18 protein-coding genes and 1 riboswitch are annotated in these 15,844 nt (G+C 32.7%); of the genes, 13 read left to right on the top strand and 5 right to left on the bottom strand.

Going from position 1 to position 15,844, the window contains the following annotated elements; all coding sequences use genetic code 11:
* Nucleotides 1-95 precede the first annotated feature (95 nt).
* Both ACYQ3D_RS08740 and ACYQ3D_RS08745 read right to left on the bottom strand, forming a co-directional pair.
* Nucleotides 96-1,151, bottom strand: a complete 1,056-nt coding sequence (locus ACYQ3D_RS08740) for a GerAB/ArcD/ProY family transporter (RefSeq protein ID WP_459837875.1) — start codon at nt 1,149-1,151, stop codon at nt 96-98.
* Nucleotides 1,152-1,230: 79 nt separating this feature from the next.
* Nucleotides 1,231-1,389: an aspartyl-phosphate phosphatase Spo0E family protein gene (locus ACYQ3D_RS08745; RefSeq protein ID WP_459838027.1), complete on the bottom strand. Its 159-nt coding sequence runs from the start codon at nt 1,387-1,389 to the stop codon at nt 1,231-1,233.
* A 489-nt stretch (nt 1,390-1,878) separates the two neighbouring features.
* Here ACYQ3D_RS08745 and ACYQ3D_RS08750 point away from each other — a divergent pair, with 489 nt between their 5' ends.
* From ACYQ3D_RS08750 to ACYQ3D_RS08765, 4 genes are all read left to right on the top strand, one after another.
* Entirely contained in the window at nt 1,879-2,934 is a 1,056-nt protein-coding gene (locus tag ACYQ3D_RS08750) for a DNA polymerase IV (protein ID WP_459837877.1), read from the top strand.
* Nucleotides 2,935-2,973: 39 nt separating this feature from the next.
* Nucleotides 2,974-4,035: an AI-2E family transporter gene (locus tag ACYQ3D_RS08755; RefSeq protein ID WP_459837878.1), complete on the top strand. Its 1,062-nt coding sequence runs from the start codon at nt 2,974-2,976 to the stop codon at nt 4,033-4,035.
* A 115-nt stretch (nt 4,036-4,150) separates the two neighbouring features.
* On the top strand, nt 4,151-4,537 hold the full coding sequence (locus ACYQ3D_RS08760) for a DUF2721 domain-containing protein (RefSeq protein WP_459837880.1): 387 nt from the start codon (nt 4,151-4,153) through the stop codon (nt 4,535-4,537).
* A gap of 10 nt (nt 4,538-4,547) precedes the next feature.
* Nucleotides 4,548-4,976, top strand: coding sequence for a DUF2721 domain-containing protein (locus tag ACYQ3D_RS08765; protein WP_459837881.1), 429 nt, complete (start codon nt 4,548-4,550; stop codon nt 4,974-4,976).
* A 28-nt stretch (nt 4,977-5,004) separates the two neighbouring features.
* Here ACYQ3D_RS08765 and ACYQ3D_RS08770 read toward each other — a convergent pair whose 3' ends face one another.
* Complete coding sequence (locus tag ACYQ3D_RS08770; RefSeq protein ID WP_459837883.1) at nt 5,005-5,364, bottom strand: hypothetical protein; 360 nt, start codon at nt 5,362-5,364, stop codon at nt 5,005-5,007.
* 87 nt (nt 5,365-5,451) lie between these two features.
* Between ACYQ3D_RS08770 and ACYQ3D_RS08775 the strand changes: the two genes are divergently transcribed.
* The 5 genes from ACYQ3D_RS08775 to thiI all read left to right on the top strand — a co-directional run bounded on the left by ACYQ3D_RS08775 (nt 5,452) and on the right by thiI (nt 10,492).
* The gene (locus ACYQ3D_RS08775; RefSeq protein ID WP_459837884.1) at nt 5,452-5,910 is read left to right on the top strand and encodes a GIY-YIG nuclease family protein; all 459 of its coding nucleotides are present in this window, start codon (nt 5,452-5,454) and stop codon (nt 5,908-5,910) included.
* 97 nt (nt 5,911-6,007) lie between these two features.
* A complete protein-coding gene (locus tag ACYQ3D_RS08780) occupies nt 6,008-7,630 on the top strand; it encodes a radical SAM protein (protein WP_459837886.1) in 1,623 nt (540 codons plus the stop codon).
* A gap of 79 nt (nt 7,631-7,709) precedes the next feature.
* Nucleotides 7,710-8,021: an MTH1187 family thiamine-binding protein gene (locus ACYQ3D_RS08785; protein ID WP_459837887.1), complete on the top strand. Its 312-nt coding sequence runs from the start codon at nt 7,710-7,712 to the stop codon at nt 8,019-8,021.
* 62 nt (nt 8,022-8,083) lie between these two features.
* Complete coding sequence (locus ACYQ3D_RS08790; protein ID WP_459837890.1) at nt 8,084-9,226, top strand: cysteine desulfurase family protein; 1,143 nt, start codon at nt 8,084-8,086, stop codon at nt 9,224-9,226.
* 87 nt (nt 9,227-9,313) lie between these two features.
* A complete protein-coding gene (gene thiI / locus ACYQ3D_RS08795) occupies nt 9,314-10,492 on the top strand; it encodes a tRNA uracil 4-sulfurtransferase ThiI (protein WP_459837892.1) in 1,179 nt (392 codons plus the stop codon).
* Nucleotides 10,493-10,544: 52 nt separating this feature from the next.
* Here thiI and ACYQ3D_RS08800 read toward each other — a convergent pair whose 3' ends face one another.
* A complete protein-coding gene (locus ACYQ3D_RS08800) occupies nt 10,545-11,687 on the bottom strand; it encodes a hypothetical protein (RefSeq protein ID WP_459837894.1) in 1,143 nt (380 codons plus the stop codon).
* A gap of 58 nt (nt 11,688-11,745) precedes the next feature.
* Nucleotides 11,746-12,543, bottom strand: a complete 798-nt coding sequence (locus ACYQ3D_RS08805) for a hypothetical protein (protein WP_459837897.1) — start codon at nt 12,541-12,543, stop codon at nt 11,746-11,748.
* Between the two features lie 191 nt (nt 12,544-12,734).
* Here ACYQ3D_RS08805 and ACYQ3D_RS08810 point away from each other — a divergent pair, with 191 nt between their 5' ends.
* The 4 genes from ACYQ3D_RS08810 (at nt 12,735) to ACYQ3D_RS08825 (ending at nt 15,834) form a co-directional block, all read left to right on the top strand.
* Nucleotides 12,735-12,923, top strand: a complete 189-nt coding sequence (locus ACYQ3D_RS08810; protein WP_459837898.1) for a DUF6897 domain-containing protein — start codon at nt 12,735-12,737, stop codon at nt 12,921-12,923.
* Nucleotides 12,924-12,975: 52 nt separating this feature from the next.
* A riboswitch (SAM riboswitch) is annotated at nt 12,976-13,078 on the top strand.
* Between the two features lie 64 nt (nt 13,079-13,142).
* Nucleotides 13,143-14,339, top strand: coding sequence for an O-acetylhomoserine aminocarboxypropyltransferase/cysteine synthase family protein (locus tag ACYQ3D_RS08815; protein WP_459837899.1), 1,197 nt, complete (start codon nt 13,143-13,145; stop codon nt 14,337-14,339).
* Between the two features lie 55 nt (nt 14,340-14,394).
* Nucleotides 14,395-14,700 carry a hypothetical protein gene (locus ACYQ3D_RS08820; RefSeq protein WP_459837900.1) on the top strand — a complete coding sequence of 102 codons (306 nt, stop codon included), beginning with the start codon at nt 14,395-14,397 and terminating at the stop codon, nt 14,698-14,700.
* Nucleotides 14,701-14,787: 87 nt separating this feature from the next.
* On the top strand, nt 14,788-15,834 hold the full coding sequence (locus tag ACYQ3D_RS08825) for a type I phosphomannose isomerase catalytic subunit (protein ID WP_459837901.1): 1,047 nt from the start codon (nt 14,788-14,790) through the stop codon (nt 15,832-15,834).
* The last annotated feature ends 10 nt before the right edge of the window (nt 15,835-15,844 follow it).

Below are 15,844 nucleotides of genomic sequence, written 5' to 3' on the forward strand. Positions count from 1 at the left end.
CCTTCTTTTATTTTGTTTTTTAAAAAATTACCTTGTTGAATAATTAATTTAGCAAGTTCTAAAAGTGAATAAACAAGATTTTAATTTCTTTTCCCTTAAGATTTACTGAACCCCCTAATTATAGCTATAAACCAAATAATAGGGATTAAAAGCCCCAATGGCAATACTATCAAAAGATTATCTAGGTTATTTAAATCTAACACTTCCATAAAACTAGAAGGTAATAAAGCCAATGTTACTGTAATGATAGACATAGGTAGAATTAAGAACTTATAATCTTTTAAATTAAGCCATTGAGCAAGCCCAATAACACTAGGATAAAAAAAGACTAGTGTCTGTACAAAGGTAGATATTACCCAAAATACTATAAAAATAGTACCATGGAATAAATAAAGAGCAGGAACTGTAAGCTTAACAATCAATTTTGGCCCCAAAACAGCTATAGTTGCTACTACTAAACTGGTTAAAAGTATTCCTGATATAGATAATCCAGCTAAAAATATACTTGTCCCTTTCTTCTTATTATTCAAACGAGGAAACCAAAATCCCATAAAAAGTATAGTCTGCATAACAAAAGCTAACTGCCGAGGAATACCTTTAAGTACAGGTGAAAATCCCATTTCTATTATAGGAGTTAATCTTTTTAATTCCATCTCGGGTATAATGAAAAATATACCCAATAATATAGATATTATCATCATCGGTATCAATAACTCAGCAATTCTAGCAAATATCTTAAAACCTTTTTTCAATATATAGATATTTAATAAAACTGTCATTATAATAATTGATGAGGAAGAAATTTGTGGCATAAAAAACTTAATGATTTCTGCATTTTCACGATGGACTATAGCAGTAAGTAACCAAAAACTTAAAATCCAAATCAGCCCAATTGATTTACCCAAAAATTTTCCTAAGACATCAGGTAAATATTGAACAAGAGTTTTATTCGGAAAATATGATCCTAATTTAATCAATATTAATCCTATTATCATTCCAATAGCATAGGCCAAAATTAATGAAAGCCAGCCATCTCTTCCTGCATCCTTTACAAGAAAGACAGACATAATTGCAAAAACATTTCCTATAGCACTGGAGATAACAAGCATTACGGCTTGATAAGTAGATATTCTCTTCTTATCTTGAAACAAAATAAGATCTCTCCTTATCCAAATTTTATTATAGGTATTTCTAATATCTATTTTTTATTCTCTTAACTCTTTTCATTCTTTATAGTCTAGTTTGTTTTATTTTATCTAGTATATTATCTTTTTTACAATACTGATAAATTAATTCGTTTAACTTTTGACTTAACTCTACAATCTCTTCTTGGTTAAACTCAGTCTTCTCTTTCATTGCTTGATGTAATTTCAAACGTAATTTCTCAATTTTCCGTCTTAGTTTCTTTTCTCTGTTAGCTTAGAACATCTTCTCTATTTTTTATGCTTTTAAATATTTATATTATCACACCTTGTTTAATTAATTTGCAATTATTATAAACAATATATTTCAGAGAGTGACTCTTAAAATTAACCCGTATCAGGATGATATAAGGGTTAATTTTCGAGAATGAAGGAAGCACTAGGCTAACTAAATGGCAAAGGACTAAAATATATTGTGAAAATAAAACAGTTTATTACTAGAAAAATCTTTTATTCAACAACCTAAAAATATATAATCAATTTAAGAGGACACTCTTAATATGAAAAAGATGCTCGAACAACTTTTGTTCTTAGCCCAAGAGAACAGAGAAGAATATAAGTTAATAAAAAAGAATGGAAATTAATAAGTATGTTTTTTTACTTTTTGTAGGAATCTTTTTTTTAATTAAGAATACTATTATTAGAGTTTTTATTATAATAATTTTAGAGGGATATTATGGAATTAGATATTATACATGTAGATATGGATGCTTTTTATGCTTCTATTGAACAAAGAGATAATGTAAATTTAAAAAATAAACCAGTGATTATTGGAGGGAAGAGTAAGCGAGGGGTAGTCAGTACAGCTTCTTATGAAGCACGAGAGTATGGCATCCATTCGGCGATGCCAATTTATAAAGCACGCCAGTTATGTCCTGATGGAGTTTATCTAGCTCCAGATCATGATAAGTATAAAAAAGTATCTGTTAAAATTAAAGATATCTTTAAAGAGTATACTGCTTTGGTAGAACCTTTATCTTTAGATGAGGCTTACTTAGATGTTAACCATAGTAGAGAAAATAGTATCAAAATCGCAAGGAGGATCAAACGTTCCATTAAGGAAAAATTAAACTTAATTGCTTCAGTAGGGATTAGTTATAATAAATATCTAGCAAAACTGGCTTCAGATTTGAATAAGCCAGATGGGTTTAGAATTATTTCTCCTAGTCAAGTAGAAGATATCTTATTTGGATTAGATGTGAGTGAACTATGGGGGGTAGGGCCAAAGACTGAAGTCAAGCTAAAGGAATTGGGGTTTTATAAGATAGAAGATATAGCTCAGGCTGAAGCTAAATTTCTAATAAGAAAGTTAGGTAAGAAAGGGTACCAGATTTATAAGTTGGCCCAGGGAGAAGATAATAGAAAAGTAACACCTCCTAGTGCTCCTAAATCTATTGGAAAAGAAACCACTTTTCAAGAAGATACTAAAGATAAATCTATCTTAAGGGATTACTTAATCGAATTATCTCAACAAGTCAACACTAGAAGGGAAAATAAAAAAGTCAAAGGAAGAACTGTAACTCTAAAATTAAAGTATACTGATTTTACGGAGATATCTCGTAGTAAAACAGTTACAAGAAATTTTATTAAAGATCAAACTACTATTTTTAATTTAGCTAATGAATTACTATCAGAAATTAATTTAAAAGATCAAGTTCGATTAATCGGAGTGACTTTATCTAATTTAGTAACAGAAGATTTTAAACAACTACAGTTATTTTCTGATAATTAAAAATCAATAGAATAAGCAATTAACCAGGGGGAATCAAGTATGTTAAAGGGAAAATTCTTCAAAATAGCTCAGGGGATTATTTTAGTATTATTAATTATATTTTTAGGTGGTCAAATACCTTATGTTATGAAACCATTATCTAAAGGTTTATCTATTGTAGTATTCCCTTTATTATTAGGAGGATTTTTTTACTATTTATTAAGACCATTAGTTCGGTTTCTAACTACTAAAATCAAATATAAAAATCTAGCTATTTTACTTACCTTTTTACTAATCATCACTATTACTATTATAGTTATCTACTTTGGGGGGAGCATAATTAGTAATGAAATACAAAAATTAATTAATTATATCTCTCTTCATTATGATGATGCAAGAGAAAACTTGCGTAAGATAATTAAAATAGGAGGTGGCCATTTAAACTTTTTAAACCAATTTAATCTACAAGAGCGAGTAATATCATTTATGCAAAATATTTTAGGAGAAATTAGCAATTATAATTTTATGGGAGTTTTTTCTTCCTTAACTAATCTAGGAACAATTGTGATTTTGATTCCTTTTGTAGTATTCTATCTTCTTAAAGATGATAGAAGAATTTATAGATTCATTTTATCCTTCTTTGCAGGGCATAAAAAAAAGAAAACAAAAGAAATTTTACAAGAGGTTGATCATGTTTTAGCTAGTTATATTGGTAGTCAACTGATTGTGGCTTTTATCTTAGGGATTTTGATGTTTATTGGTTACTTAATTATTGGTCTTCCTAATGCCTTAGCTCTTGCTTTAATAGCAATGTTAGGATCTTTAATCCCTATTTTAGGACTTATGATAGCTTTTATTCCTACAGCTTTAATAGCTATTACAAATAGTTGGTTAATGGTAGTAAAATTAATTATTGTCTTAATAATCACTCAGCAATTAGAAGGAAATTTAGTACGACCTGTTGTCCAAGGAGATCGGCTTGATATTCATCCTTTAATTGTTCTGTTCTTAGTTTTAATTGCTGTTTTATTATTTGGAGTATTAGGAGCTTTATTTGTAGTTCCAGCTTATGCAGTAATTAGAGTAATCATTAGACATTTAGTTGATTTACAAATAGAATAATTCAGAAAAAATAAGTATAGTTAAGTTACTTAATTTGATCTATATCTTAAAAATATGATATAATAATGAAAATCTTTATAGTAATTAAAAAATATCAAGGAGGCCACATGATGATATGTTAAAAATAACAACTCCAGCTGTATTATTTTCGACGCTTTCTTTATTAATGGCTGCTTATGCTGTTAGATTTTCAGCTGTTGCTAAATTGATTAGGAGGTTATCCTTAAAAATTAAAAATAACAATTCAGATCAACCAGAGTATTATAGAAAACAAATATTTATATTATCTAAGCGCATTTCTTATATTAAATTTTTACAGTTTTTTGGAGTTTTATCTTTATTCTGTTCAACATCAACTATGCTTTTATTATTATTTAAAGAGGTTATGATAGCTACTATATTTTTTTCAATTGCTATTATACTTTTTTTGTTGGCCCTCATAATAGCAGCAATTGAAATCTACTATTCCACGAAGGCGTTGAATATAAAAACACAAATATGAGGTGATAAACATGGAATTTACTTTAACTACTCCTGCTCTTATTTTTTCTACTATTTCTTTATTGCTGTTAGCTTATACAAATAGATTTGTAGTTTTAGCTAATTTGATTCGGAATTTGCATGATGAAGCTAAGAAGAAAGGAACCAAAGATGATATTATAGCCTCTCAGTTAATGAATTTAAAAAAGAGGGTTAAAATCATTAGAAATATGCAATTTTTAGCTATTTTAGCTTTATTTTTTTGTGTTTTGTCTATGTTCTTTTTGTTCTTTAATAATAAAATAGCAGGCGAAGTTTTCTTTGCCTTTGGACTTGGTTCATTGATGTTATCTTTACTTCTATCGGCAATTGAAATAAATATTTCAGTTAATGCTTTGAATATTCAATTAAGTGAAAGTATAGATGATAACTCTGCAGTTGATCAAGAAAACCAAAAATAAATTATAGTTAATAATTAACCCCAAATTACTATTGGTTGATGATTTCTTGTAGCTTGGTTAGAAACTTTCTTTCTTTTGCCTCATTTAAACAGACTATTAAAAGACTTTGCTTATCATATTTCCTATTTTCCACCCAATCTACTATTTTGTTAGGTTCAGAAGTATAATAGGCTATAATTCTAATTTCGCTTGCAGAAAGATACTCTTTAAATTGGTTTTGAAAGTCTTCTTTTGTTTCTGTTCCATCTAGTTTACTAATTATCATACTCCCTTTATTCTTAAGTTTACATTTGATTGTTAGCCATTCATTATTTTGTTTTGCTTTAACTTGATAATCTTTAATTAATTTCTGGTCACTTAAATTAGATACTAAATCTTTAATTGCCATTGGAATTCCTCCTCATTAATCCGTTATTATAATATATAGGTAAAAAAGTTAGATTATTACACGAGGTATTTTGCTAAGGAGGTAAAAATGACTACAAATCAGATTGAAGAGACTATATCATCTCAGCCAGGAACTTATATACTACTTTTAAAGGCAACAAGAGAAAAAAAGATTCAAGTTGGTAGTTTTGGCCCTTTAGATCTGGAACAAGGATATTATGTTTATGTTGGTAGCGCTTTAGGCCCTGGAGGTGTTCAATCTAGAGTCAACCGTCATGCTCAAAAAGATAAGAAATCACATTGGCATATTGATTATTTACGAGAAGCTACAGAATTATTAGAAATTTGGTATACATATAGTCAGGACCGCTATGAACATAGGTGGGCCAACGTTTTAGAATCATTACCTGCTGTATTTATTCCTCTATCTGGATTTGGAGCTAGTGATTGTAAGTGTCAAAGCCACTTATTCTACTTTAAAGAATATCCATCCTTTGCCCAATTTTTTCAACTTATTGAGGGGAATGTACTAAAATTAGAAGTATAGCTGAAATGTTTATCAAGCTTTACTTTTATTTTTAAGACTAAATTGGTATAATAAACTATTGTAACACTACTATTTATGCAAGTGAGGGACATAAAATATGGCTAAAAAAGTTACTATTTTAGATGGTTATTTAGACGAACCCTCCTGTTTAGGAGTGCCTCCTTATATTGCACCACATGTAAGATATACTTATGGTGCTTTACAAGCAGCAGGAGTAAATCAAAAAGAGATTGAGTATTTAACAATAGATCAATTTAGAGAAGAGGAAGAAAAAGTAGAGGAGTTAAAGGAAACAGATTTAACTATTATCATTGCTGGAACAACTGTTCCTGGGAAATATTTAGGTGGGAAGCCTATTTCAGTTACTGAAATAGAGCAAATAGCCCAAAATCTTCCCGAAACAGAAACTATTTTAAGTGGGCCCATTGTAAATTGCCAATTAGAAGTGGATTATATTGATCACTTAGCTTCTGAATTACCAGGATTAATGGCTTATAAGAAGTTAACTTCCACTAATCCTTTAGCCGAGAAGAGTGTAAGCCAAGTAGTTGATAACTGGGCTCAATTAGGTGCCCCAGTAACTAAACTACACCCTAACTTTCCTGAATTAGTCTGTGAACTAGAAACTTTTCGTGGTTGCCCTAGAAATAGTAATTGTTCCTTTTGTAGTGAAGGATTTAAAGAAGTAACTTATCATCGAAGTATAGAAGGTATTATTAAAGAAGTAAAAGCTTTGTATCAATTAGGTAATAGGCATTTTAGATTAGGTAGTCAAACAAATTTATTACTCTTTCAAAGTAAAAGAGAAGGGAAGAAATTGATCCCTAATCCAACAGCTATAGAAGAATTATATAGTGGTATTAGAGAAGTAGCACCTAAGCTCAAGACCTTACATATGGATAATATTAATCCGGCTACTATTGCAGACTTTCCTGAGCGGAGTACTAAGATGTTAGAGACTATTGCTACCTATAATACAGCTGGCGATACAGCAGCTTTTGGATTAGAATCAGCAGATCCACAAGTTCTTGAAGCTAATCAAATTGGTACAACTGTAGATAAAACTTTTACTGCAATAAAGAAGGTTAATCAACTAGCTGGTTTTAGAGAACAGGGGGTTCCTAAGCTATTACCGGGGATTAATTTGTTACATGGTTTACAAGGTGAACGCCCTGAAACAATGGAACTTAACTTTAAGTTTTTACAAAGAGTTTTAGAATCTGATTTATTATTACGTAGAATTAACATCCGTCAAGTTAATCCCGTAGGAGATTATGAAACTGCAGATTATGATAAATATGACTTTAAAGAATACAAAAAGAAAGTTAATCAAAAAATTAACCATCCAATGTTAAAGATGGTTTTCCCAGTAGGTACTTTATTAAGAGATGTGATCATTGAAGAAGTGAGAGGAAAAACTTCTTTTGGTAGACAATTAGGCACTTATCCAATTTTAGTTGGGATTCCGGGCCAATTTGAATTAAAAGAAAAATTAGATGTTAAGATTATAGATCACGGTTATCGGTCTATAACTGGAATTCCGTATCCCTTTAATATTAATCAGGCTGGTATTACCCAATTAGAAGCCTTACCAGGCATTGGCAAGAATAGAGCAACTAAATTATTTATGAAAAGTAAGATTGAAGATTTAGATCAGCTTAGTCAAATTTTAGATGGCTATGATGTATCGCAGTTAGAGGGGCTAGTAACATTTAATTGATAATTGACAGTGTACGGTTTTGATTTTAACTGTACATTGTTAATTGTAAACTGTAAATTATAAACAGGGAGTGATAAAGATGGCTATTGCAGAAGTGACTGTCGTACCTGTAGGGACTGAAGATACAGGTTTGAGTGATTATGTAGCTGATTGTCAAGATGTATTGGCTGCAGAGGAGAATATCAAGTATCAATTAACTCCAATGGGGACAATTATCGAAGGCGAATTAGATGATATTTTAGTAGCTATTAGAAAAATACATGAAGTACCATTTGTTAATGGGGCCCAAAGAGTAACAACTAATGTTAAGATTGATGACCGCCGGGATAAAGAGGCTAGTATAGAGCAAAAACTCAATTCAGTGAAAAGTAAGCTAACAGAAGGTGAGTAATGGGGGGGCTTTATATCAACATTTTCTAGGTTTAATTAACTGAACAGACTGGAGGTTTAACAATGAAAGAAATCTATCTAGATAATGCGGCAACAACTAAGGTAGCGCCAGAAGTGGTTACTACAATAAATGAAGTCTTTACTGAGAAGTATGGAAATCCTTCTTCTTTACATAATAAAGGACTAGTAGCAGAAAAGTTGATTAAAAAAGCTCGCCGAAAAATAGCTAATAATTTAAGTGTCCAAAGTAAAGAACTTTTTTTTACTTCTGGAGGGACAGAAGCTAATAATTTAGCTATTAAAGGAGCACTAAATGTATTACAGCGACATGGTAAGAGACTAATTACTACCTCTATAGAACATCCTTCTGTACTACGAGTATTTGAAAAATTAGCTGAAAAAGGATGGGATGTAAAATATATAGAAGTTGACCAGCAAGGGATAATAAACTTAGACCAACTAGAGAAGGTTTTAAATGAGGAAACTATTTTAGTTAGTACAATGGCTGTTAATAATGAATTAGGTAGTATTCAACCTTTAAAAAAGATAAGTCAATTACTCAAGCAGTATGATAATCTTTATTGGCATGTAGATGGTATTCAAGCTTTAGGGAAGATAAATATAAAACCGGCTCAATTAGGAATCAACCTCTATTCTATGAGTGCCCATAAGATTCACGGGCCAATGGGAGTTGGTGCTTTATATGTAAGTGCTAATACCCGATTAGAATCACTACTAGAAGGTAGTTCTCAGGAAGAAGGATTAAGACCAGGAACTGAAAATGTACCAGGGATTGCTGGTTTTGGTAAAGCAATTAGTCTAGTACCTGACCAAGAAGAGGTTAAAACTATGTACCAGCTAAAAGAATATCTAGTTAATAGAATCTTGACTGAAATAGATGATACTTACTTAAATGGTCCTTCAGTAAAGGCAGGAGCACCTCAGATTGCTAATATTTCTTTTGCTGGTTTACGAGGAGAGGTTTTAGTTCATAGCTTAGAAGAAGAAGGGATTTATCTGTCTACTGGAGCAGCTTGTTCTTCTCGGGAAGCTAGTTCACATGTCTTAGAAGCAATTAGCAGGCAGCAAGATTTAATTACTGGAGCTATTAGATTTAGCTTAAGTTGGGAGACTACCCAGCAAGAAATAGACTATACAGTAGATAAAGTTAAGGAAAAAGTAGAGATGTTGCGAAAATATATATAACAATAATAATTGATAATTGAGATAAATTTTTTAAACTGTCAATTCTCAATTGTCAACTCTAAATTATAATTAATAGGAGTGATTAGCATGCAAAAATTATATTTAATCAGATACGGAGAAATAGGAACTAAAGGCCATAACCGCCATATGTTTGAAGATAAATTAGTTAGTAATATCAGACAGGCTTTAGCAGGAGTTGGCCCAGAAAAAACAGTTGAGATCTATAAAACATCAGGGCGGATTTTTGTAGAGACGGCATTAGAGGAGTCTACAGTAGTTTCTAAATTACAAAAGGTAGCTGGTATAGTAGGAATCTGCCCTACATTAGAAGTGGATTTAGATTTAGACCAAATTAAGGAAGCTTGTATTACAGCAGTTGAGGAAGTATTACCAGCTCAAGAAGGAACTGTTACCTTTGGAGTTAGTGCTAGTCGTAGCAATAAAGGATTTGCTTTGGATAGCATGGAGCTAAATCGAGAGTTAGGAGCCTATATTTTAGATGAATTTAGTAACTTGCAAGTTGATTTAGATAATCCAGATATTGAAGTCAACGTGGAAGTTAGATATGAAGGAGCATATATTTATACCCAAGATATAACAGGAATGAGAGGATTACCAGTAGGTACTACAGGAAAGGCAGGAGTCATGTTATCCGGAGGAATTGATAGTCCAGTAGCTGGCTGGATGGCTATGAAGCGTGGAGTGGAGATTACTCCAATTTATTTTCATAGCTTCCCGTTCACTAGTGATCGGGCCAAAGAGAAAGTGATTGATTTAACTAAAGTATTAGCTGAATACCAAGGAGAAATTGATCTACATGTAGTCCACTTTACAGAAATCCAAAAAGAAATTAATGAACATTGCCCTGAAGATTTAACAACAGTAATTATGAGACGGAAGATGATAGAGATTGCAGAACAGCTTACTAAACAACAGGGCGGTAAAGCTTTAGTTACCGGAGAGAGTATGGGCCAAGTAGCTAGTCAAACTTTAGATTCAATGTATGTTACTAATGTTATGCCAGAAATGCCTATCTATAGACCATTAATTGGTTTAGATAAGATAGAAATAGAAGAGCGGGCTAAACAGATTGGTACTTATGAGATTTCGATTCAACCTTATGAGGATTGTTGTACTGTTTTTGTACCTAAAACTCCAGAAACTCATCCTACTTTAGAGCAGGTTAGAGCAGGGGAAGAAGATTTAGAGGTAGATGAGTTGATAAAAGAGGCTATTAAAGAAGTAGAAATTATAGAAATTAATTAAATTTAAAGAGAAGTAAAAACCTAGGGAAGTATCTTCCCTAGGTAACTATAAACTATTGATTTTGAGCTTCACAAGGTTGAGAAGTAATATTAACTGATTGAAGTCCAGGAAAAGTTATATCTGTTTGGTGTACTATCTCGCCAAGAAATTCATCAGGACAAGGATTTTCTTCATCTCCAGGACAAAAGATAGTTATAGTTCCTGTATCATTTTGGTCAATAGGAGTCTCAGTTAATTCTATCAGGAAATTACATAGTTGTTCTTCACCATTTTCTACCCATCTTCCTAAACCTCTAATTTCTGCTTCGGTATCATTGGCAAAACATCTGACTGAACAAAGTTCTCCTATATTTGATGGGGCTTCACCAGTTTCACTGTAGGCAAGTGAAACAGTAAATTCATTATCTTCATCATCTATAAAAGTGTTTGTATAATCAATTGAACTACCGTTAACATTACATCCCGTACAGACTTGAATATTTAAAGTACAGTCTGTTGATTCTACATCTTCAGGAGTATCAATTGTACATTCTGTATCAGTACCGCCGGGGGTAGTTACTTGACATTCACAAACTTCCTCGTCATCACCATTATCACCATTGTCACCGTTATCTTCATCATCTACAATACCGCAAGCAAATTCAAGAGTTCCTTCAATTTGCCAAACTTGTTCGCCACAAAGTTCATCATTGTCATCATCATCTAGTTCATCGACCTCATCTACATTAGCCCCAATAACTCGAAGGGTACCATCTTCGCCAAGACAACTAGCACCACAACCTATACAAACAGGTACAAAGTCATCTTCCTCTAAATCAAAGTCTTCAGGATCAACACAGATTAAGTCTTCAGAGCAGACAGCTGCTTGAGAACCTGCTTCTGGAGCAGATTCACTAACTACACATAAACTTACTATGGTCTTAATACAGCCTCTGATTGCTAGTTGAGTTACTGCAATTTCTCCACAAGTTTCAGTTTCTAAGGCACAAGAGATTTCTAGACAATCAAAACAGCCGTCTACAAAATAAGCAGCTAGATCAAAGTTTTCCGCGATATAGTCTTCTTCATCATCGTCAGGTATCTCAAAACCTTCGGGGATAACTAAGGTGCAACAAAAAGGAATCTCTTCACAGTCTTCACATTCGTCTAAATCTGGATCTAAGTTGCCTTCGGGACAACTTCTATTTTGACTCATATTTCCTCCTCCTTTTAATAAAATGAAAGAAAAAGTGTGGGTTGCCCCACACTACTAATTAGTCATTTACAGGTGCACAAGCAAATTCAAGAGTTCCTTCAATTTGCCAAACTTGCTCGCCACAAAGATCATCATTGTCATCATTATCTAGTTCATCGACATCATCTACATTAGCCCCAATAACTCGAAGGGTACCATCTTCGCCAGGACAACTAGCACCGCAACCTACACAAACAGGTACAAAGTCATCTTCTTCCAAATCAAAGTCTTCAGGATCAACACAGATTAAGTCTTCAGAACAGACAGCTGCTTGAGAACCTGCTTCTGGAGCAGATTCACTAACTACACATAAACTTCCTATTGTTTTAATACAGCCTTTGATTGCTAGTTGAGTTACTGCAATTTCTCCACAAGTTTCAGTTTCTAAGGCACAAGGGATTTCTAGACAATCAAAACAGCCGTCTACAAAATAAGCAGCTAGATCAAAGTTTTCCTCGATATAGTCTTCTTCGTCATCGTCAGGGATCTCAAAACCTTCCGGAATAACTAAGGTGCAACAAAAAGGAATCTCTTCACAGTCTTCACATTCGTCTAAGTCTGGATCAGGAGTACCTTCAGTACAACCACCATTTACTTGTTGAATCTCTAAATCTTCTTCAGCCATTCTTTCTCCTCCTTGGTTTTTACTTGTTTTTAGTGCTGACTCTGCACGTTTTGTTGACTCATCTTCGTTTAGTAAATTTTGATTTGTTTCTTTAGAAGAAGGGTAAATGATTTCCATAGGTCCTACTATAGTTGTTTGATTGTCTTCAAACTGTTTGCTTTGTAATAAACTTTTTACATCTACAAAATCCATTCTATCCCTCCTGTTAAATTACTAATATATATTATGCAATTCAGGAGTGAACTGGGATTTATCTTTTTGTTAAATGGTCTTTTTTCCGATGAGTCACTATATAATATGGTGTATAGAAAAAAATGTTAATAATAGATTATATTTTTTGATAAGTATCATAATATCTTAATAAGAAAAGGAGGAAATAGATTATGAATGTTAGTTTTATTAAAAATCATTTGTTAGGAGTGGAGGTGACTATCTATACTATGGGAGGGCAAGTGATAACAGGGGAAATTATCGAAGGGTCCGCTGATAATGAACAAGAAATTGTAATTATTAAAGATGATACAGAAGACTATATAATTGTTAATGTCAATGCTATAGAGATGATTAAGTAGGGTTGACAGTTTTATTAAAGTATGTTACTATTATTTAAAATCAAATATTTGACTCTTATCAAGAGTGGTGGAGGGACTGGCCCAAAGATGCCCGGCAACCCCCAATAGGGAAGGTGCCAATTCTTGCAATACCTAAGTGTATTGAAAGATAAGAAGAGTAATTAACCTCTTCTTATAAGAAGAGGATTTTTTATTTTATAATCAAGGGAGGTATTACCAATGAGTAGTCGCGAAGAAGAGTATAGTTTTGAGACTAAGGCGTTACACGGAGGTTATGACCCCCAGGAAGATAGTAATAATTCAAGAGCAGTTCCTATCTATCAGACAACTTCCTATGAATTTGATGATGCAGATCATGCTGCCAGTTTATTTGCCTTAGAAGAAGAGGGGAATATCTATTCTAGGATTGGAAATCCTACTAATGCTGTGTTAGAAGAAAGATTAGCTAACTTAGAAGGAGCAGAAGCGGGATTAGCTACATCATCAGGTATGGCTGCTATTGATTTAACAGCTTTAACTTTGTCTGATGGACCTGGAGAGATTGTAGCTTCTAAATATATTTACGGCGGTACATATCATTTATTCTCCGAAACTTTACCTAAGTATGGAATTGAAACCAACTTTGTTGACCCTCATGAGATTAAAAATTGGGAACAAGCAATTACTGAAGATACTAAGTTCTTATACTTAGAATCTCCAGGTAATCCTACCTTAGATGTAGTTGATATTGCAGCTGTAGCTGAGTTAGCCCATGAACATAATTTAAAGTTAGTAGTTGATAATACCTTTAATACACCTTATCTTTGCCAACCACTTAAATTAGGTGCTGATATTGTAATTCATTCTACTACTAAGTATATTGGAGGCCACGGAAGTTCTATTGGGGGAGTGATAGTTGGCCCACAAGACTTTATTGCTAAAGCTAGAACAGAAGGATATCGGGATACTGGACCAGCTATGAGTCCTTTTAATGCTTGGTTATTTATCCAAGGGTTAGAAACACTATCTTTAAGAATGGAAAAACATTCTCAAAATGCTTTGAAAGTAGCTAGTTGGTTAGAAGATCATCCGCAAGTTAAATGGGTTAGATATCCCGGGTTAGAGAGTCATCCCCAACATCAGTTAGCTGCTAAACAACAACGAAATTTTGGAGGAATGGTCTGTTTTGGTATCCAAGGTGGCTTTGCAGCTGGTAAAGATTTAGTTAATAATGTTCAACTTTGTTCCTTATTAGCTAACATAGGAGATACAAGAAGTTTAATTATCCACCCTGCTTCTACTACCCATGAACAATTATCTGCAGAAGAACAACAAGATGCGGGAATTACTGAAGATTTAATTCGGGTTTCTGTAGGGATTGAAGATCCAGCAGATATTATTGCTGATTTAGAACAAGCTTTTACTCAAGTTAAGTAATTTAAGCCCCCATCTGGGGGCTTTTATAGTTTAGAAGGGAGTTAAATATTAACAAATGAGGTCTGAATATAAATTATTGTTAACGGGGAGTATCATTGCTATAATAAGTATATTAGTAGTTATAGTAGTATCTTTTCTCCAATCCAATCCTATAACTAGTTTCCAACTTAGTGATACTTTATTTATAGAGTTCTTATTATTATTTACTGCTGGAATTTTTCTTTATTGTAAAGATAAAGTTTTATTTAAATTTGGACAAAATAAGACTAAGGAAGAAAGGGATAAATCGCAACAAGGATTAAATTTGTTAATTATTAGTCTGCCTATATTTATTATCAGTATTGTAGTTTCTTTGTTTTAAATAATAGAGCTAAGCAGGATAAATCACAGGTTATATTTAAAGATGTATAAAGAGGAATTATAATATTTAGCTAGAAAGGATGATAGGATGTATCCCTTAAAATTTGAACCAGTTTATAAAGAAAAAATCTGGGGTGGTAGTGCTTTAGCTACTGAGTTTGGTAGAGATTTATCTAGTGATTCAATCGGAGAAAGTTGGGAAGTTGCTGCTCATAAGAATGGTAGTAGCCAAATAACTAATGGAGAGTTTGCTGGCCAAGAATTAATGGAGGTTATTGAACAAGCAGGGGTTAAAATCTTAGGAGAGGAAGCACAAGCAGAAGATTATCAAAAGTTTCCTTTGTTAATCAAGTTACTGGATGCTAATGATAAATTATCAGTTCAAGTTCACCCCGATAATGAATATGCAGCTAGGCAAGAAGAAGGAGAATTAGGGAAGACAGAAATGTGGTATGTACTTACTGCTGAAGAGGGTGCTAAGTTAGTTTATGGTATCCAACCTACAGTTACTAGAGAGAAATTTGCTGCTGATATTGAAGCTGGAGAATTAGAAGGGGATTTGGTAGAAGTTGAAGTGGAAGCTGGTGATGTTTTATTTATTCCTACTGGGACAGTTCATGCTATAGAAGAAGGGATTTTACTAGCTGAAATCCAACAGAATTCGGATACTACTTATCGAGTTTATGATTGGGATAGAGTAGGACAGGATGGAACATCGCGAGAATTACATATTGATTCTGCTTTGGATGTGATTGAATTTGGGAATACGCCACCTAGTAAAGTAGAAGGCTTAGAGATAGAAGAAGCAGGAGTTACTAGGGAGATGTTAGTAGCTTGTCCTTATTTTATTACCGAGACATTAGATATTGATGATAGTTATCAAACTAGTGCTCAAGGAGATAGATTTTATGTTTTAATGGGCTTAGAAGGAGAAAGCAATATAGTATATCAAGATGGTAATATAAGTTTAACTGCAGGAGAGACAGTCTTGATTCCAGCTAGTCTAGGTAATTATGAGATTGAAGGTGATTGTAAGATATTAAAGTCTTATAGACAAGATTTAGTTGATTTAAGATCTAATTTAGAAGAACTAGGATATACAGCTCAAGAAATAAACCAGATAGCAGGTTTATAATCTTTAATTA

The sequence above is a fragment of the Halanaerobaculum tunisiense genome, assembly GCF_054657635.1.